Annotated in this window: 16 protein-coding genes and 2 tRNA genes; 15 read left to right on the top strand and 3 right to left on the bottom strand. The window is 37.9% G+C overall.

The window, feature by feature from the left end; all coding sequences use genetic code 11:
- Positions 1 to 97: 97 nt before the first annotated feature.
- The 3 genes from G7Y65_RS01515 to G7Y65_RS01505 all read left to right on the top strand — a co-directional run bounded on the left by G7Y65_RS01515 (position 98) and on the right by G7Y65_RS01505 (position 4,530).
- Positions 98 to 1,825, top strand: coding sequence for an ABC transporter ATP-binding protein (locus tag G7Y65_RS01515; protein WP_042491979.1), 1,728 nt, complete (start codon positions 98 to 100; stop codon positions 1,823 to 1,825).
- Positions 1,815 to 3,602: an ABC transporter ATP-binding protein gene (locus G7Y65_RS01510; RefSeq protein ID WP_165314496.1), complete on the top strand. Its 1,788-nt coding sequence runs from the start codon at positions 1,815 to 1,817 to the stop codon at positions 3,600 to 3,602. The genes G7Y65_RS01515 and G7Y65_RS01510 overlap by 11 nt, the downstream gene beginning before the upstream one ends.
- Positions 3,603 to 3,795: 193 nt before the next feature.
- Positions 3,796 to 4,530 (top strand): SDR family NAD(P)-dependent oxidoreductase, encoded by a 735-nt coding sequence (locus G7Y65_RS01505; protein WP_042491976.1) that lies wholly within the window; start codon positions 3,796 to 3,798, stop codon positions 4,528 to 4,530.
- A gap of 53 nt (positions 4,531 to 4,583) precedes the next feature.
- Here the strand turns inward: G7Y65_RS01505 and add are convergent, their stop codons facing one another.
- Entirely contained in the window at positions 4,584 to 5,594 is a 1,011-nt protein-coding gene (gene add / locus G7Y65_RS01500) for an adenosine deaminase (protein ID WP_042491975.1), read from the bottom strand.
- A 178-nt stretch (positions 5,595 to 5,772) separates the two neighbouring features.
- Here add and G7Y65_RS01495 point away from each other — a divergent pair, with 178 nt between their 5' ends.
- Together G7Y65_RS01495 and G7Y65_RS01490 are read left to right on the top strand one after the other, a co-directional pair.
- Entirely contained in the window at positions 5,773 to 7,125 is a 1,353-nt protein-coding gene (locus G7Y65_RS01495; protein ID WP_042491974.1) for an NCS2 family permease, read from the top strand.
- A 19-nt stretch (positions 7,126 to 7,144) separates the two neighbouring features.
- Positions 7,145 to 8,923 carry an adenine deaminase C-terminal domain-containing protein gene (locus tag G7Y65_RS01490; protein WP_165314495.1) on the top strand — a complete coding sequence of 593 codons (1,779 nt, stop codon included), beginning with the start codon at positions 7,145 to 7,147 and terminating at the stop codon, positions 8,921 to 8,923.
- Between the two features lie 134 nt (positions 8,924 to 9,057).
- Here the strand turns inward: G7Y65_RS01490 and G7Y65_RS01485 are convergent.
- Both G7Y65_RS01485 and G7Y65_RS01480 read right to left on the bottom strand, forming a co-directional pair.
- Positions 9,058 to 9,129 (bottom strand) — tRNA-Asn (locus G7Y65_RS01485).
- A gap of 52 nt (positions 9,130 to 9,181) precedes the next feature.
- Positions 9,182 to 9,253 (bottom strand) — tRNA-Asn (locus G7Y65_RS01480).
- A gap of 391 nt (positions 9,254 to 9,644) precedes the next feature.
- Between G7Y65_RS01480 and G7Y65_RS09285 the strand changes: the two genes are divergently transcribed.
- The 10 genes from G7Y65_RS09285 (at position 9,645) to upp (ending at position 19,368) form a co-directional block, all read left to right on the top strand.
- Positions 9,645 to 10,367: a MucBP domain-containing protein gene (locus tag G7Y65_RS09285; protein ID WP_042491970.1), complete on the top strand. Its 723-nt coding sequence runs from the start codon at positions 9,645 to 9,647 to the stop codon at positions 10,365 to 10,367.
- 24 nt (positions 10,368 to 10,391) lie between these two features.
- Positions 10,392 to 11,357 carry a type I phosphomannose isomerase catalytic subunit gene (locus G7Y65_RS09280; RefSeq protein WP_240006068.1) on the top strand — a complete coding sequence of 322 codons (966 nt, stop codon included), beginning with the start codon at positions 10,392 to 10,394 and terminating at the stop codon, positions 11,355 to 11,357.
- Between the two features lie 152 nt (positions 11,358 to 11,509).
- Complete coding sequence (locus G7Y65_RS01470) at positions 11,510 to 12,862, top strand: Mur ligase family protein (protein ID WP_042491967.1); 1,353 nt, start codon at positions 11,510 to 11,512, stop codon at positions 12,860 to 12,862.
- 4 nt (positions 12,863 to 12,866) lie between these two features.
- A complete protein-coding gene (locus tag G7Y65_RS01465) occupies positions 12,867 to 13,574 on the top strand; it encodes a type 1 glutamine amidotransferase (RefSeq protein WP_042491966.1) in 708 nt (235 codons plus the stop codon).
- A gap of 235 nt (positions 13,575 to 13,809) precedes the next feature.
- On the top strand, positions 13,810 to 14,412 hold the full coding sequence (locus tag G7Y65_RS01460) for a thymidine kinase (RefSeq protein WP_042491964.1): 603 nt from the start codon (positions 13,810 to 13,812) through the stop codon (positions 14,410 to 14,412).
- Between the two features lie 19 nt (positions 14,413 to 14,431).
- Positions 14,432 to 15,517: a peptide chain release factor 1 gene (gene prfA, locus G7Y65_RS01455; protein ID WP_042491962.1), complete on the top strand. Its 1,086-nt coding sequence runs from the start codon at positions 14,432 to 14,434 to the stop codon at positions 15,515 to 15,517.
- A 4-nt stretch (positions 15,518 to 15,521) separates the two neighbouring features.
- Positions 15,522 to 16,382: a peptide chain release factor N(5)-glutamine methyltransferase gene (gene prmC / locus G7Y65_RS01450; RefSeq protein ID WP_042491960.1), complete on the top strand. Its 861-nt coding sequence runs from the start codon at positions 15,522 to 15,524 to the stop codon at positions 16,380 to 16,382.
- A gap of 2 nt (positions 16,383 to 16,384) precedes the next feature.
- On the top strand, positions 16,385 to 17,413 hold the full coding sequence (locus G7Y65_RS01445) for an L-threonylcarbamoyladenylate synthase (protein ID WP_165314494.1): 1,029 nt from the start codon (positions 16,385 to 16,387) through the stop codon (positions 17,411 to 17,413).
- A gap of 29 nt (positions 17,414 to 17,442) precedes the next feature.
- Positions 17,443 to 18,693 (top strand): serine hydroxymethyltransferase, encoded by a 1,251-nt coding sequence (glyA, locus tag G7Y65_RS01440; protein WP_165314493.1) that lies wholly within the window; start codon positions 17,443 to 17,445, stop codon positions 18,691 to 18,693.
- A gap of 45 nt (positions 18,694 to 18,738) precedes the next feature.
- Positions 18,739 to 19,368, top strand: coding sequence for a uracil phosphoribosyltransferase (gene upp / locus G7Y65_RS01435; RefSeq protein ID WP_042491955.1), 630 nt, complete (start codon positions 18,739 to 18,741; stop codon positions 19,366 to 19,368).
- The last annotated feature ends 200 nt before the right edge of the window (positions 19,369 to 19,568 follow it).

The following is a 19,568-nucleotide window of genomic DNA, read 5'->3' as shown; positions in this document are numbered from 1 at the left end:
TTTTGAAAAATTGTGAACTAAATTAACAAAAATGACATAACAAGTGATACAATATCGTACTACACGGATAAAAATTAAATATTTGGAGGAATAGCAAATGAAGTTGTTAAAGCCTTATTGGAAAGGCTATAAATTTGACCTAATGATTGCTATCTTAATGGTTGTAATTTCATCAGTTGCGATGCTATTGCAACCCACATTGTTAAGTAATATTGTCCAAGCTATTACAGACGATAATTTGAATAAAGTTAATCAAATTGGGCTACAATTATTAATTTTAGCAGTGATTGGATTAGTGGCAGGAATTGTTAATACGATTTTTGCTGCGCGTGCATCACAAGGTATGGCGGCTGATGTACGTGAAAGTGCCTATCGTAAAATTCAGACATTTTCATTTGCGAATATTGAAAAGTTCTCAGTTGGAAACTTAGTTGTTCGATTAACTAATGATGTGACACAAATTCAAAATGTTTTGATGCTAGTGCTGCAACCACTAATGCGGATGCCGATTCTGTTTATTGGTGGCTTTATTTTGGCAGTACGTTCAATTCCACAATTATGGTGGATCATCCTTGTTATGGTAATTTTGGTTGGTTCAGTTGCTTATTATGTGGCAACGCATATTGGTAAAAAGTTTGGCCGTATTCAAGGGTTGATTGATAAAGTTAATAATAAAGTTAAAGAAAACTTGCAAGGTGTGCGCGTTGTTAAGTCATTTAACCAAGAAAAGTCTGAAGAAGAGCGCTTTACCAATGTTTCAGATGAGTTAAAAGACGTCAACATTGAAATTGGTTATTTCTTTGCCATGGTTATGCCGGCATTTATGTTTATTGGGCAAGGATTAATGGTAGTCGCTATTTATTTAGTTGGAAATATGGTTGATACTGATCCGGGCTTGTTAGCGCAAGTTACTGGTTTTACTAATTATATTATGATTATCATGAATGCCATTATTGTTGGTGGGATGATGTTATCATTTGCAACACGTGCGCTAGTATCAATGGGTCGTATTCAAGAAATTATGACAACTGAAGCAGAATTGTCATATCGCGAAGATGGTCAGAAAATTACAGATGGTCGTGTCGCATTTGATAATGTTAGTTTTACGTATGATGGTGAGGAAAAGCCAACACTTAAAAATATTAGTTTTACGACTGAATCTGGTCAAATGATTGGTATTGTTGGTGCCACTGGATCTGGTAAATCAACATTGGCACAATTGATTCCCCGCATTTATGATCCAACATCAGGGTCAGTTAAAATTGGTGGTGTCGATTTAAAAACTGTTGATGAATCTTCATTACGTGATGCCGTTGCTTTTGTACAACAAAAAGCAACACTATTTTCAGGAACTATCGCCGATAATTTCAGGCAAGGACTAGCAACAGCTGACGAATCAGATATGAAACGCGCAGCTGATATTGCGCAAGCATCTGAATTTATTGAACAATATGATGATAAATATAACCATGTGGTGGAAGAGCGTTCAGCTAATTACTCTGGTGGACAAAAACAACGTTTATCAATTGCTCGAGGTGTCATTGCGTCACCTAAGATACTGATTTTGGATGACTCAACGTCTGCATTGGATGCACGTTCGGAAAAATTGGTTAAAGAGGCGCTCGATGAGCAATTAAATGAAACAACAACCTTTATTATTGCTGAAAAAGTTTCATCCGTCATTAATGCAGATAATATTATTGTATTGGATGAAGGAAAATTAGTTGCTTATGGCCCACATAGCGAGCTATTAGAAACATCACCTGTTTATCGTGAAATTTATGAAACACAAGAAGCAAAGGAGGTGCGCCACGATGACAAATAATTTGTCTGAATCAATTCGTTTCTTTTCACATTATTTGAAGCGGTTTAAGTGGTCTTTGCTAGCGATTCTTGTTTTGACAGTCACAGCAACTTGGTTACAAGTTAAGGCACCAGTTTACATGGGACGTTCAATTACGGAATTATCAAAATATTTGATGACCTATCTAAATCCCGTTACAAAGAGTCAAGCTAGTTTGGCTGATTTCCATCAAGCTTTGTTCTTGTTTGCCGGCTTTACGTTGATGATTTTAATTGCACTATTTTTAAATGCTTTGACGCAAGCAGTTGTTGCACCAAAATCAGTTAATGATATGCGAAAAAGTTTGTTTGCTAAGTTGCAACGAATGACGGTACGTTATTTCGACAATCACCAAGACGGTGAAATCTTATCACGCTTTACATCTGATTTGGATAATATTTTCAATGCGATGAATAACGCTGTTTTTCAGATATTGCAACAAGTGGTAATGTTCATTGGTGTTATTTGGATGATGTTTAATGAGAGCCCTAAGATGGCAACTGTCACGATGGCCTCAACACCAGTTGTTATTATTGTTGGTTTTATCATTATGATCCAAGCTAAAAAGTATGTTGATATTCAACAAGCTGAAGTGGGTCATTTAAATGGTTATATTAATGAACAAATTAATGGTGAAAAAGTAATTATCACGAATGGCTTACAAGAAAAGTCAATTGCTGGTTTTATTGAACATAATAATAAAGTACGTCATGCAATGGTTTATTCACAAGCATGGTCGAATACATTAAACCCAATTATGCAAGGTTTGGGATTGGTTAATTTGGGAATTGTGATTTTCTTTGGTGCGACACAAGCTTTATCTGGTGATGTCGCATCACGGGCAGCCGGGCTAGGGTTGATTGTGACATTCGTATCGTTTTCACAACAATATTTCCAACCAATTTCACAAATTACGTCACTTTATAATATGATGCAACAAGCGATGACAGGTGTACATCGTGTTAACGAAATTTTGGCACAAGATGATGAAATTAAACCAGCCGATGGTGTGCAGTTTAATGGCATTAAGAATGATGTTAAATTACAAGATGTTCATTTCGGTTATAATCAAGATCGTGAAATTATTCATGGTATTAATATTGATGTTAAAAAGGGTGAAATGGTTGCGTTAGTTGGTCCGACTGGTTCGGGAAAAACAACGGTGATGAATCTGTTGAACCGTTTTTACGATGTGACTTCGGGTGCTGTGTTATTTGATGGGGTTGATATTCGTCAAATGGATTTGACCGCATTGCGTGATCACGTGGGTATTGTGTTACAAGAATCAGTGCTATTTACTGGAACAGTTCGTGATAATATCACTTTTGGTAAGGAAGATGCAACTGATGAAGAAGTGATTGATGCGGCTAAGCAGGCAAATATTCATGACTTTATTATGACATTAGAAAATGGTTATGATACCCAAATTTCAGATGAAAATTCGGTATTCTCAACTGGTCAAAAACAATTGTTATCAATTGCGCGTACGATTTTGACAGAACCAGATTTATTGATTCTAGATGAGGCAACGTCAAACGTTGATACTGTTACAGAAGAACGTATTCAACGTGCGATGGATAATGTGATTGCTGGCCGAACAAGTTTTGTGATTGCGCATCGTTTAAAGACAATCTTAAATGCTGATAAAATTGTTGTGCTAAAGGATGGTAATATTATTGAACAAGGTAACCATGAGAGCTTGTTAGCCCAGGATGGTTTCTATGCTAGTTTGTACAAGAATCAAATGATGTTTGAGTAAAAGTAAAATTATAAAAGAGTTGTCATGCAAGCACGTTAAACGGGTTGTATTGGCAACTCTTTTTTATTTGCTTTTTAATATAGTGAAATAAATCACAAAAAATAATTGAAAGCGCTTGCTAAATTTAGGAATACCATTGTAAAATAGTCCTATAGACAGGTAAACATTGTGTTATTTGAGAGGGGATAAACTTATGGGAAAATTTACGGATAAAGTTGCAATTGTTACTGGGGGTGCTTCAGGAATTGGGTTAGCTTCTGTAAAAAGCTTATTGTCTGAAGGGGCAAAAGTTGTAATTGCTGATTTTTCTGATAAAGGTGATGAAGTGGCTGCATCATTGGGGGATGAGAGTCGCGTTTTGTTTGTTAAGACTGATGTCACTGTTGAAGAAGATGTTAAAAATGTTATTGAAAAAGCAGTGAGTCGTTTTGGTTCACTAGATATTATGGTTGCTAATGCTGGAATTGCCCGTGATGGTAATATTACCGATATGTCATATAAGCAGTGGTCAGATACCATTGATATTAATTTGAGTGGCGTGTTCTTATCTGATAAATACGCCATTGAACAAATGCAAAAGCAAGGGCACGGTGGTGCTGTTGTTAATATGGGATCAATTCACAGTTTTGTCGGTAAAGTTGGTGTGACAGCTTATGCATCAGCCAAAGGTGGTGTCAAGCTATTGACACAAACGTTAGGTGCAACTTATGCATCTGAAGGTATTCGTGTTAACGCAGTAGCACCAGGTTACATTGATACACCATTAATTGCTGGTGCCGATAAGGAAGCATTAGTTGCTTTGCATCCAGCAGGACGTTTGGGTAAGCCTGAAGAAATTGGTAAGGTTGTTTCATTCTTGGCAAGTGATGATGCATCATTTGTTAACGGGACAACATTGCTAGTTGATGGTGGTTATACAGCAATCTAAATAAATAATAAAAAGAGGTTTAGAAAAATTCTAAACCTCTTTTGTTATGCCATTTAATTTATTTTGGCATAATCATTTAATTCTTTAATATAAATGGCTTTCTTTTCATCGCTAATCCATGATGTCTCAAATGCATTACGAGCGAGTTTGATGATTTGTTCTTTGGTTAAATCATAGGCAGTTGCTAATGCGTAATAGTTATCCGCAATATACCCACCAAAGTAAGCAGGATCATCAGAGTGAATCGATACTTTCGCATCACGTTCTAACAACGACAAGACTTCGTCACCTTTCATCTTTGGTGAAACATAGGTGTTTGAAAGAGGGCATGAAGTTAAACCAATATGGTGTTTAACGACAAAATCAACTAAGTCAGGATCTTCAACGATATTTGTACCGTGATCAAGACGTTCAACGTCCATTAATTCAAGAGCTTGCCGAATGTGTTCAATTGAATCTTTTTGATCAATATCACAGTGTGCAGTCAAATGTAGACCAGCTGCCTTAGCATCTTCGAATTGACGTGCAAATTTTAGCGGCGGATTATTATGTTCGTCAGAGTCGAGACCGACACCGATGAACATATCTTTGTAAGGTAAAGCTTGTGCAAGGGTTTTACGCGCAGATTCCTTTGAAAAGTCACGCAAGAAACACATGATTAAATCAGCGTCAATATTTAAAGCACGGGCATCTACGATAGCACGATGCAAACCATTAATGACGTCTTCAAAACTAACGCCACGACTAGTATGTGCTTGAGGATCAAAGAAAATTTCAACGTGGCGAACGTTGTTTTTAGCAGCACGTTGTAGATAGTTAAAAGCTAATTCATAAAAATCTTGTTCATGTTGTAAAACATTCATTGCTGGATAATAAACACCCAAGAAGGAAGCTAAGTCATCGTATTCGTAAGTCTTTTTAACTTCATCGATTGTTTCTTGTCCGATATTAATATGATTGCGTTTGGCTAATTTTAATTTTAATTCTGGCTCTAGCGTCCCTTCGATATGCAAATGAAGTTCGGCTTTTGGCATGTTTTGTGTAAACTCACGTGTTACAGTCATAACGTTTATTGTTCCCCTTTTGCTGTTATAATCACTATACAAACTGATTTTACCATTGTTTTTATATTAGTCAACTTTCAAAATACGAACTTTTGGTATTGAAATTACTTTTAATGTATGTGATAATTCGATTTGTTGATTGAAAGTTTTCATGAAATCAAGAGGAGATAGAGTAATCATGAATGAGTTTGATGGGTCTAAAGTACAACCGACTGGTTTTTTAGATAAGTTTTTCCATGTTTCGGCGCAAAATTCAACGGTTAAACGTGAAATATTAGCCGGCGTTACAACGTTTGTATCGATGGCATATATCTTATTTGTTAATCCAAGTATTTTGGGTGCTGCAGGTATGGACAAAGGTGCTGTGTTCACGGCAACTGCTTTAGCAGCAATTATTGGTTGTGTGTTGATGGGGGTATTAGCAAATTATCCGATTGCCATTGCACCAGGGTTAGGTGATAATGCGTTCTTCGCTTTTTCGGTTGTTTTGGGGATGGGAATTCCTTGGCAAAAAGCGATGGCTGGTGTGTTTGTTGCATCAGTTTTGTTTACAATCTTGTCATTTTTAAAAGTACGAGAAGTTGTCATTGATGCAATACCACAAGATTTAAAATATGCCATGGCTGCTGGAATTGGTATTTTTATTGCTTTCGTTGGCCTACAAGGTGGTGGCCTAATTGTTGCTGATAAGTCTTCGTTAGTAGCAATTGGCTCATTAACTGTACCAACAACTTGGTTGACGATTGCCGGCGTCTTTATCATTGCTATTTTAATGGCTAAGCGTGTACCAGGAGCGATTTTTATTGGGATTGTAGCGACAGCAATTATTGGTTTGGTAACTGGTTTGATCCCGATGCCTGAACACCTTATTTCGATGGCCCCTAGTTTGAAGCCAACATTTGGTGTGGGGGTTACAAATTTACCGTCGATGCTTGATCCTCAAATGTGGGCAGTTGTTTTAGTATTTTTATTGGTTGCATTTTTTGACACTGCCGGAACTTTGATTGGCTTAGCACAACAAGCAGGTATTATGAAAAATGGTAAGATGCCACGTATCGGTCGCGCCCTAATGGCTGACTCACTTTCAATGTTAGGTGGTGCTGTTATGGGAACGACACCAACGGCTGCTTATGTTGAATCTTCTGCGGGTATTTCAATGGGTGGTAAGACTGGTTTAACGTCAATTACGACGGGTGTATTATTCTTGTTTAGTTTGCTCTTTTCACCATTGCTAGCTGTTGTTACGAATCAGGTGACAGCACCTGCGTTAATTGTTGTCGGTGTCATGATGGCATCATCATTACGTGAAATTCACTGGGATGAATTCGAATTAGCACTCCCGGCATTTTTAACGGTTGTCGGTATGCCACTGACGTATAACATTTCATACGGAATCGCTTTTGGATTTTTGACTTATCCAATCTTAATGACAGCTGCTGGTCGCCGTAAGGAAGTGAATGGCATTATGTGGGCAATGTTAATTGTCTTTGTTGTATTATTGTATGTTTTAAATGTGTTACCAAAACAGTAATTAGGGAATGGGGAGTAAAATGACGACTTTAGCAGAATTGGGAAATTATATTGATGCTGGGGCAGCAAAGATTGCAGCCGATATTGTAATTGAAAATGGTACCTTGGTAAATGTAGATACGGCAGAATATTACAAAGCAAATGTTGCAATTTATCACGATCGCATTGTTGCAGTGGACGCTGATGTTTCAGATTATCTTAATGAGGATACGAAACATATTGACGCAACGGGCAAATATATTGTGCCAGGGCTAATTGATGGGCATATCCACGTTGAATGTAGTAAATTGAGTTTGACACGGTTCGCACAAGCAGTTGTGCCTCACGGGACGACCAGTATTGTATCAGGTTTAGATGAGTACATTTCAGTGGTTGGTTTAGACGGATTAACGGAAGTGTTTGATGAATTGGCTAAGTTACCGATGAAAGTATTCTGGGGATTACCTTACAAGACACCTTATACGATTCCAGAATCAACAGTTGCCTATAATGTTACTGGTGCAGACCATGATAAATATCAAGCTTTAGAACAAACGTATGGTGTATGGGAAACTGTCCGAGAATCTATTCAAACAAAAGACGAAGATACGCTGCGGGCAATTTTAGCAGCACAAAAGTATCATAAGCCGATTTTTGGTTGCTCACCTATGGCTACGAGCAAAGACTTGAATCAATTTTTGATGGGCGGTGTCCATATTGATCATGAAAGTTATAGTCATGAAGAATTTTTAGAAAAAGCACGTAAGGGGTTACACGTTGTTATTCGGGAATCATCAGTTACAAAATTTTTGGCTGAAAATATTAAAGCCATTACCGAAAATACAGCTAATGTTGCGCGTCATACGAGTTTTTGTACTGATGATGTTAATGCACACGATATTTTGACACATGGTCATTTAGATCATATGGTTAAACTAGCCATTCAAGCGGGTGTTAGTCCAATGACAGCTATTCAAATGGCGACGATTAATGGCGCAGAAGCTTATCATGTTGATGATCAGATTGGTTCAGTTGCACCAGGCAAGCAAGCAGATATTTTGTTGGTTGATGACCCAACTTCGTTTAACGTGGAAACTGTTATCAGCAAGGGAGAGATTGTGACAGTTGCAGATGAAGAACAGATTGCATTTATGCCACCAAAGCGTCGTGCAAATATTTTAGATACGGTTCATCATCATAATTTAACGGCAGATGATTTTGCTTATCGTGTGGCAGATGATGCCAAGCAAGCAGTGGTACAAACGATTAATAGTGTGGGACCATTTGTTCGTAAGCGTTTAGATGTGACATTGCCGGTTATAGAAGGGGTTGTGCAACCAAGTGTGGCAGATGATGTTGCATTGGCATCAGTTATTGAACGCTATGGGGTTAATGGTAATCATGCACGTGGATTTATCTCGGGTTGGTCAATTAAACGAGGTGCTATTGCAACGACAATGGCACCTGATGATAATAACTTAGTTGTTGCAGGTGTTAATCCGCAAGATATGGCTTTAGCTGCTAATACCTTAATTGCTTGTGGTGGTGGTCAAGTTGTGGTTGTTGATGGTCAAGTTATTTCATTGCTCGAATTACCAATTGCAGGTATTAATACTGACATGACACCGAATGAATTAGCGCAAAAAGAACTTGATTTGAAAGAGGCAGCTCGTCAATTGGGTAGCCAATTACCAGATCCATTATTCTACCTATCGTTTTTACCCATTACGTCAATTCCAGATTTGGCATTAACGGATGGGGGGAATGTTGATTATCCGAACTTAAAGTATTTTGATCCAATTCTTTCTTTAGAAAAGTAAAAATTATGAAAAAAGGCAAGCAATTATTTTTTAGATAATTACTTGCTTTTTATATGATTATGTATTTGTTTTGATTCTTTTTACATGAAAAAAGCATCGAACTTGGTAACGTTTCGGTGCTTTTATTTTGATTACTGCTCTGGCTGGGTTCGAACCAGCGGCCTCCTCATTAACAGTGAGTTATTCTACCACTGAACTACAGAGCAAAAATTGATTGATTAAATGATTAGACATAAGTACTACATGATACTTATGTAACTGCTCTGGCTGGGTTCGAACCAGCGACCTCCTCATTAACAGTGAGTTATTCTACCACTGAACTACAGAGCAATAATTGTTTAAATCAATAAATTAACTATACAATGCTTTTTATTAAAAATCAACTATAAAAATGAATGTTTTTTAATTTTATTTTTATATAAAGTAACGCTGTCTAATAAATGATTTTATTGTTTTTAGTTAACCTCAGTTATAAGTCGTTTGCTATGATTAGAGCAAATATTAAGCTGAATTTGTGAAGATTAATAGGTACTAATTAATTAGCACGTGTTGATAATATACAATTTATAAAATTAAAAGTCAACAAGTTAAATGAAAAAAACTTAATCTTAATAGAACGCTATATTGATAGAGCTGTGAAGAAAAAGAATAATAAAGCAAGAAAAAATACAATTTAATTGGTATGATAGAGATAATAAAAAACGATGAGGGGGCGACGCAAATGGCTGAATTTCAACTAATGGGAATGCCAATCTGGGTTTATGCCAAAGATATTGATTCAAAGGCTGCAATTGTACGTGCGAGATTGATTGAAGGGCATGTTGGTGAGACCTTTAATGTTGAACCACAAGAAATTGATGGTTATCGTTTTGTGTCTGCAGCTGGTGTTACTGCGGGAGTCTTTACACAAGAAGATACGCATACGATAACGTTTTATTATCGGCATGCACAAGTGGCTGAAACACAAGCACTGACAGATAAATATTTACATATTTTTTCTGAAGTACAACCAATGATTTCTATTGAAAATCAAACTGCAATTGGACAAAAATTGTGGTCAGGATCAATTGCTAAAGTATCGCAACGAATGGCATCACGCACCGGTGAATTTTGGTATCAATTAGCAGATTCAAGATGGGTGAAGTATGACATGAAAGTTATGAAATTAGCGAATAATGATGGCCGTAATCAACGCCCGGCAGCTGATTGGCAACGTACAACGAATTGGCAACCTGTTGCTTACAATGCAACGGGAAGTGTGGACTATATTCCAGGCGCAGATATTGCAGTTTATGCACAACCATATGGCCGTGAAATTGGACGAATACAACATGGTGTTGAAATTGAAATAACGGAAAAGGTTGTTGATTCAGCACAAGTTACTTGGTATCACATCGCACAGCAAGGATGGATTTCAAGTATTTATGCAGCATTAGACGTTTAAAAAACATCATAATAGGGGGATATAATGACAGAACCATTGATTTTAAAACCAACATTACATGAAAAAATTTGGGGTGGTACGGCGCTACGTGATATTTATGATTTGGATATTCCGTCAGAAACAACTGGTGAAGCTTGGGTGATTTCTGGTCATCCTAATGGTGTTGTATCTGTTATAAATGGTGAATATGCTGGTAAAACAGTGGCACAATTGTGGCACGATGAGCCACAGTTGTTTGCTAATCAGGATGTTGAGCGTCCTTTTCCGTTGTTAGTAAAAATTTTAGATGCACATCAAGACCTATCAGTTCAAGTACATCCTGATGATCAATATGCTAAGGAACATGCTGGCGAATTAGGGAAAACAGAATCGTGGTATATATTGGCTGCTAAGCCTGGGACTATGATTTATTATGGTCATACTGCAACTGATAAGGTGGCGTTTGATCAAGCAGTCGATACGGGTGACTGGGATCATTTACTACAAAAAGTACCTGTCAAAGCTGGTGATTTCTTTTATGTACCATCAGGGACTTTGCACGCATTGGGTGCAGGTGTTTTGACCTTAGAGTCGCAGCAATCTTCAGATGTTACTTACCGTGTTTATGATTTTGATCGCGTTGATGCTAAGACTGGTCAGAAACGTGATTTACATTTAGCAGACGCAAAAAAAGTGACATCGGTACCATTTGTGCCAGAAAAGCCAGTTCAGATTGTGTCACATGTTGGTGATTTGACAATAACTAATTTAGTTTCAGCACCTTATTTCAATGTTGTGAAATGGGAACTTGCTGGTAAAGCATCGTTGAATGCAACAGCACCTTATACGCTAGCAACAGTTGTTGCAGGGCAAGTTGATTTGACTGTTGATGGTGCAACCTATCATCTGAATAAGGCTGCTAGCTTTATTTTGCCAAACGATGTGCAGTCATGGCATTTGGCAGGCGAAGCAACTTTGATGACAACGACACCTGGTCCAAAATCATTATAATGTTTAAAGTAAATAAGCACACCAACGTATAAAAATTAGCGGTGGTGTTTTTATTTATTTAAAATGGTAAAATTTGTTAGATGCTTATATGAGCAATGAATTTAAAAATACGAAAAATATGCGTGACTAACTGACACGATTAGGAGGATGGCATGAGCCTTAAAAGTGGATTAGCAACTTTTGTTGGTAAAAGTACATATACGCTGTTACATGGTGTTTTACATCGCGGAGGTACATCGCTACCGGGTAAACTAGCAACTAAAATTGACCCAGACGTAATGAAAAATTATGCTGAAAAATATGATGTTATTTTAATTACAGGGACTAATGGTAAGACGTTGACGACAACGTTAACGACACGAGTATTACGTGAAAAATATGCAGATGTTATTACTAATCCTTCTGGATCAAATATGATGCAAGGGATTACAGGAACCATGTTGACTGCTAAACTTCAGGACAAAACGCAACGACCAATTGCGCTACTAGAAGTTGATGAAGCTAATGTTGAGTCAGTTGCGCGTCAATTGAAGCCCAAAGCTTTTGTCTTAACAAATATTTTTCGTGATCAATTAGACCGATATGGCGAGATTTATACGACCTATGAAAAAATCTTAAAAGGTATTCGTCTATTTCCAGAAGCAACGGTAATTGCAAATGCTGATTCACCAATTTTTATGCGTGGTGATTTACCAAATCCTAAGGTTTATTTTGGCTTCAATCATTTACAAACAACTAATAGCATGCGTGCACCGCATAATACCGATGGTGTTTTATCACCGACAGATAATTCAGTTTTACGATACCATTTTATAACATTTGGCAATCAGGGTGATTATTTCTCAGTAACTGATGATTTTAAGCGACCAGCACTAGATTATGCTGTGACAAGTTTGAATAAGTTAACTCCGATTTCATCAAATTTTGATATTGATGGTGTAACTTACCAAATTGAAATTGGTGGTATGTACAATATCTATAATGCACTAGCAGCATATGCAGTGGGACGGTTTATGGGTGTTTCAGCTGAACAAATTCAACATGCCTTTTCATCAAATGCCCAAATTTTTGGCCGTCAAGAGTCTGTTAAGGTTAAAGATAAAGAAGTCACGATTGTGCTCATCAAAAATCCAGTGGGGGCAAATCAAGTTATTGATATGATGAAGACGGACGATCAACCATTTTCGATGTTGGCATTGCTTAATGCTAATTATGCAGATGGTATTGATACAAGTTGGATTTGGGATGCTGATTTTGAGTCATTGCATGATACTGGTATTCAAGCAGTGGCAACGGGTGGTGAACGTTATAAAGATTTGTATGTTCGTTTAAAAATGGCTGGTTTTGGTGACCATCCCGTTTATCAGGATTTACAACAAATTGTGCCTGCAATTGCAAGTATGCCAACGAAGCGAGTTTATATTTTGGCAACTTATACAGCTATGTTGCAATTGCGAGCAACTTTAAAGCAACAAGGGTACATTAATACAGGAATGGGAGATTAAATTAATGGCTGAATATAAAATTAATGCTGCTCATTTATATGGTGATTTAATGAATACCTATGGTGATTTTGGTAATATCGTCGCTTTACGTTATTACGCACAAAAGATTGGTGTCGTTGTTGAACAACATATTGTTTCGTTAGAGGATGATTTTGATGCTGAAGACTACGATTTTGTTTTGTTTGGTGGCGGTCAAGATTATGAACAAATGATTGTTGCTGAAGATTTGCCCAAAAAAGCAGTAGCACTAAAGGCTTATATTGAAGATGATGGTCCTTTCTTGGGTGTGTGCGGTGGTTTTCAATTGATTGGTCAGTATTTTATTTTAGCAGATGGTACCAAGGTAAAAGGCATTGGTGCACTTAGCCACTATACGCTTAATCAGCCTGATAGTCGGTTCATTGGGAATGTAACCATTAAAGATGAGGTAAATGGTTTGGAATATCATGGCTTTGAGAATCATCAAGGTCGGACTTTTTTGGGAGATAATGAACGTCCTTTAGGGGAAATTATCAAAGGAAATGGTAATAACGGCGAAGATGGTGGTGAAGGTCTGGTTTATAAAAATGCGTATGGCACTTATTTTCATGGCCCAATTTTAACGCGTAATGGTAATTTGGCTTTACATATGCTTCAACTTATATTGGACCGTAAGTATCCACAAGTTGATTGGCAGCAAAAAATTGCAACCATTACACCAGAATTTTTCTAAATTAATCAAGAATTGAGATGACCGCATTAAGCGGTGCGTTTATCCTGATAAAGCAGTAAGTTGCTGAAGTGACTTGCTGCTTTTTAAATTCGTTATTTTACGTCACCAATTTGAGATAATTATGTGATGATAGATTTAATTTTCCTTTTGTCGCAGTGTCTTTTTTTTATTTACAATTTTGTTATACTAGAATGGAGTGTAAATCGGAGTTTTACAGGAGAAAGGCAGGAAAAGCATGGCGCAATTATTTTTTCGCTACGGTGCAATGGCCAGTGGTAAGAGTATTGAAATTTTAAAAGTTGCTCATAATTATGAAGTGCAACAACGTCAAGTATTATTACTAACAAGTGCGTTAGATAATCGGTCTGGCGTTGGTGAAATTGCTTCTAGGATTGGTATGCAACGTTCTGCTAGGGCGATACAAGCTGCTGACGATCTGTTTGAATTAATTTCAAAGCAAAAGAGTATTGCAGCTGTCTTAATTGATGAGGCGCAATTTATGACTAAGGCGCAAGTATTGCAGTTAACGCGGGTTGTTGATGAACTTAACATTCCAGTGTTAACGTTTGGTCTAAAAAATGATGCATTTAATCAATTATTTCCTGGTTCAGAAGCCTTGCTTATTTATGCAGATAAAATTGAGGAAATGAAGACACTTTGTTCATTCTGCGGTCGTAAAGCAGTTATGAACCTACGCTTTTCAAATGGGCAACCTGTATACGAAGGTGAACAAGTCCAAATCGGTGGTGACGAAGCTTATATGCCTGTTTGCCGTAAACATTATAATCAACCAGATTTAGTCGCTTTAGCACGACGAACATCGATAAATAAGGAATAAATTAAAGGAGAAGAGCATTATGGATGAAATTTTTGAAAAAGTGCAATCTGTTGTGGATCGATACGAAGAAGTCAGCGAAATGATTTCAGATCCTGAAGTGATTGCTGACACCAAGCGTTTCTTGGCGTTATCTAAAGAAGAAGGTAGCCTCCGCGATACCGTTGAAAAGTATAAGCATTATAAAGATGTTACTGATAGCATTGCTGAAAACGAAGAAATTTTACGTGAGGAAGCTAACGATTCAGAATTAGAAGAATTAGCTAAAGAAGAATTAAAGGAATTACGTGCTGAAAAAGAAACCGTTGAAGAAGAATTAAAGATTTTGTTGCTTCCTAAAGATCCTAATGATGATAAGAATATTATCATGGAAATTCATGGGGCTGCTGGTGGTGATGAAGGTGCATTGTTTGCAGCTGATCTTTACGATATGTATGTACGCTATGCTGAAAAACAAAATTGGCAAGTTGAAATCATCGATGAAAATAAGACAGAAATTGGTGGTTACAAAGAAATTGTTTTGATGATTACTGGGGATAACGTCTACTCAAAATTAAAGTTTGAGAATGGTGCGCATCGTGTACAACGAGTTCCTGAGACGGAATCAGCTGGACGTGTGCATACATCAACGGCAACAGTTGGTGTGATGCCAGAGTATGAAGATGTCGACATTGAAATTGAAGATAAAGATTTGCGTGTCGATGTTTATCGTTCATCTGGTGCTGGTGGACAACACATTAATAAGACGTCATCTGCTGTTCGTATGACCCACTTGCCTACGGGAATTGTTGTTGCAATGCAAGATCAACGTTCACAACAACAAAATCGTGCCAAGGCAATGGAAATTTTAAAGACACGTGTTTATGATTACTATGCATCACAAAATGAGGCTGAATATGCGCAACAACGTAAGACAGCTGTTGGAACTGGTGATCGTTCAGAACGTATCCGAACATATAACTACCCACAAAATCGTGTGACTGACCACCGAATTGGGCTGTCATTGAATAAGTTGGATCGTATTATGAACGGTGAATTAGCAGATGTGATTGATGCCTTGTTGATTGCTGATCAAACAGCAAAGCTAGAGTCATTAAAGCAAGGATAAAAATATGTTTGATGAACAATGGACGATTCAAGCGGTTCGTGAGTGGGGTGATTGGCAACTTGAACCCTATATTCATGATGAAATAGAACGTATGTCACAAATTGATTATCTACTAACGGGTATGATGGATTGGAATTATGCGCAATTAGCTAATAATTCAAATACTGTACTGGAAGATGAAAAACGTTTACGTTTCATGGTGGCAGTGCGAGCAATTAAAGGTGGGCAACCGGTTCAATATGCGCTGGGACATGCTGCTTTTTATGGTCGTGAATTTAATGTTGATCGGCGTGTGTTAATTCCGCGTCAAGAAACTGAAGAATTAGTGGAATGGATTTTAAAAGATTATTCAAATAAAACACCTAAAACGGTTTTAGATATCGGCACTGGTTCAGGAGCAATAGCTGTTACGCTCAAAGCGCAACGGCCTGCATGGCATGTCTTAGGATCTGATATTTCTAAAGACGCTTTGGCTGTGGCCAAAGAAAATGCGCAATTATATGCACCGGCAGTTACGTTTTTAGCTAGTGATCTGTTTACAGATGTAACAGGGACGTTTGATATTATTGTGGCCAACCCACCATATATTGATCGTGATGAGCAATTATTAATGGACGAATCAGTGGTTGCTTTTGAACCAGATGTTGCTTTATATGCAGATGACAGTGGATTAGCAGTGTATAAAAAAATTGCAACCGGCCTCCTTAATTACCTAAATCCTGGTGGTGCAGCCTATTTTGAGATAGGGTATCAACAAGGACAAACCTTAGTTGATCTGTTTGCTGCTTTGCCAAATGTGCAAGTAACTTTACACCAAGATTTAAGTGGTCATGACCGAATGATTAAAGTATTGCGGGAGATGTAGAAATGATAGAAACAAAAATATGGACGGTTGATGAAATGGACGCAGCAGCACGGGCTATTAAGCGCGGTGTGTTAGTCGCCTTTCCAACAGAAACAGTTTATGGATTAGGTGCGGATGCTTTTAATGAAGAAGCTGTTAGTAAAGTATATGCAGCAAAAGGTCGGCCTTCTGATAATCCATTAATTGTGCACGTTGCTGATCCAGAACAAGTTTCTGAATTTGCAATTGTCAATGAGCAAGCTCAAAAGTTAATGTCAGCATACTGGCCAGGGCCTTTAACGATGATTTTGCCAGTTAAACCAGGCAAGTTGTCATTGACAGTTACGGGCGGTTTAGATACAGTTGCCGTACGCTTACCGGATAATGACGCAACGCGCCAATTAATTCGGGCAAGTCAAACCCCACTTGTTGGTCCGTCTGCAAATACGTCTGGGAAGCCATCCCCAACCTTAGCAAAACATGTTTATCACGATTTGCATGGTAAGATTGCGGGGATTTTAGATGATGGCCCAACAAAAATTGGGGTAGAGTCAACTGTTCTTGATTTATCTGCTAACATGCCAGCTGTTTTACGTCCGGGAAAGATTACACCTGCACAAATTGAAGCGGTGTTACAAACTACTGTGGATTCTGAAATTCATCATGTTGCGGATAACGAAACGCCAAAGGCGCCAGGAATGAAATACCGTCATTATGCACCAGATAAAAATGTGTATATGGTCGCTCCAAAAGATTGGACGCAAGCCATTATTTGGATGCAAGCGCAATTAGAGCCAGTTGGCCTAATGTTGACAAATGATTTAATTCGTCAGCACCAATTGGCAGGGATGGATTTTATCTGGTCGTTAGGTGATAATAACGAGACCGCTGCAGCCAAGTTGTTTGCAGGGTTACGCTATTTTGATGATAAAAAGGATGTCCAAACGATTCTGGTAGCAGCATTGCCACAATTAGATGTAAATGGTGCTTATAACAACCGGTTGGGTAAAGCGGCTGGTGGACATTGGATTAGTGAGTTACTGAATAATTAACCTGTTTTGACTGATGAGGAGGTCAACCTATGACAAATTACCGTGATTTTGATCCACAACTATGGGCTGCAATTGATCGTGAAGCTGATCGACAGGAGCATAATGTTGAATTGATTGCATCAGAAAATATTGCTTCTGCTGGTGTGCGCGCCGCTCAAGGAAGTATTTTAACGAATAAATATGCAGAAGGTTATCCTAATAAGCGCTATTATGGTGGAACAGAGTACATTGATCAAGTGGAACAGTTAGCAATTGATCGTGTCAAAGAATTATTTGGCGCAGAATATGCGAATGTACAACCACATTCTGGCTCACAAGCAAATGCAGCTGTTTATGCTGCTTTGTTGACGCCAGGTGATCATGTTTTAGGGCTGGATTTAGATGCTGGTGGTCATTTAACACACGGTTCACCAGTTAACTTTTCAGGAAAAAATTATCATTTCCATGGATATGGATTAAATGAAGATGAGTTGATTGATTATGATCAAGTTGCTGCTTTATCTGCTGAGTATAAGCCAAAGTTAATTGTAACGGGTGCTTCAGCTTATTCACGATTTATTGATTTCGATCGTTTCCGTGAGATTGCTGATTCAGTAGGCGCATACTTAATGGTAGATATGGCACACATTGCTGGCTTAGTTGCGGCTGGTGTGCATCCTTCACCAGTTGGTATTGCAGATGTGGTGACGTCAACAACACACAAAACATTGCGGGGACCACGTGGTGGCTTGATTTTGGCGAAAGCTGACCTAGGTAAGGCACTTAACTCAGCTATTTTCCCTGGCACACAAGGGGGTCCACTAGAACACGTGATTGCAGGTAAAGCTGTAGCCTTCTATGAAGCAATGCAACCTAGTTTTAAAACATACGGTCAACAGGTAGTAGCTAATGCAAAAGCAATGGCTGCGGTATTTAATCAATCGGAGTTGGTCCGAGTTGTATCTGGGGGCACTGACAATCATTTGTTTAACTTAGATTTAACTAAGACTGGTATTTCAGGTAAAAAGGCCCAAAATGTATTAGATCAAGTTTATATTACGACCAACAAAGAAGCGATTCCAAACGACCCACGTAGTCCATTTGTTACGTCTGGTATTCGTATTGGTACACCAGCAATCACAACGCGTGGTTTCAAGGAAGCTGAGGCGACTCAAGTTGCAGAATTAATCCTACAAGTTTTGGCCAATCCTGATGATGAAGCTAACCTTGCAGAAGTTAAGCAAACAATAGTAGATTTAACAAGTCGTTTCCCTTTGTCAGAGATTGAACATGCTAATTAAGATAAAAAAGTTATATAATTAAGAAAAATGAAATGGAGCTTTTAAATGAGTAAGCTAACGGTTTTTGATCATCCACTAATTCAACACAAATTAACGATTATTCGTGATAAGAATGTTGGAACAAAAGAATTTCGTGAAATTGTTGATGAAATCGCTTCATTAATGGCTTATGAAGTGACACGTGATTTACCAGTTGAAGATATTGAAGTCCAAACACCCGTTGCAACAACAATGCAAAAGACGCTTGCGGGTAAGAAACTAGCAATTGTACCGATTTTACGTGCTGGTTTAGGAATGGTTGATGGTATCATGAAGTTGATTCCAGCGGCTCGTATTGGTCACATTGGGATGTATCGTGATGAAGAATCATTAGAGCCAGTTGAATACTTCGTCAAGTTGCCAGAAGATATTGATCAACGTGAAGTGTTAGTGGTTGATCCAATGTTAGCAACAGGAGGATCAGCTGTTATGGCAATTGATGCCTTAAAGAAGCGTGGTGCTACTAAGATTAAGCTGATTACATTGGTTTCAGCACCAATTGGTGTTGAAACAGTGCAAAAGGCACATCCTGATGTTGATATTTATACAGCAGGTTTGGATGATGAACTTAATGAACATGGTTATATCATTCCAGGTCTTGGGGATGCTGGTGATCGTTTGTTCGGTACGCACTAATAATTTAAAGCAAAGCTGGGATGAAATTTCATCGCAGTTTTTTTAAACGAGATTAAGACTGATTTAGACGTTTTACTATAAAAATATGTGTTTACTAACTTTGTTAACTAAGATATAATAAATCACTGTAAATACCTTTAACTTGGTCCTGTGAGACTAATAAGATTAATTTGTTGTGACTAGGTTTATACTATCGTCAT

This window comes from Weissella sagaensis, from assembly GCF_010306265.1.
GTDB classification, from domain to species: Bacteria; Bacillota; Bacilli; order Lactobacillales; family Lactobacillaceae; genus Weissella; species Weissella sagaensis.
The sequence above is the reverse complement of the archived record's forward strand: the minus strand, read 5'-3'. Positions and strand labels throughout refer to the sequence as shown.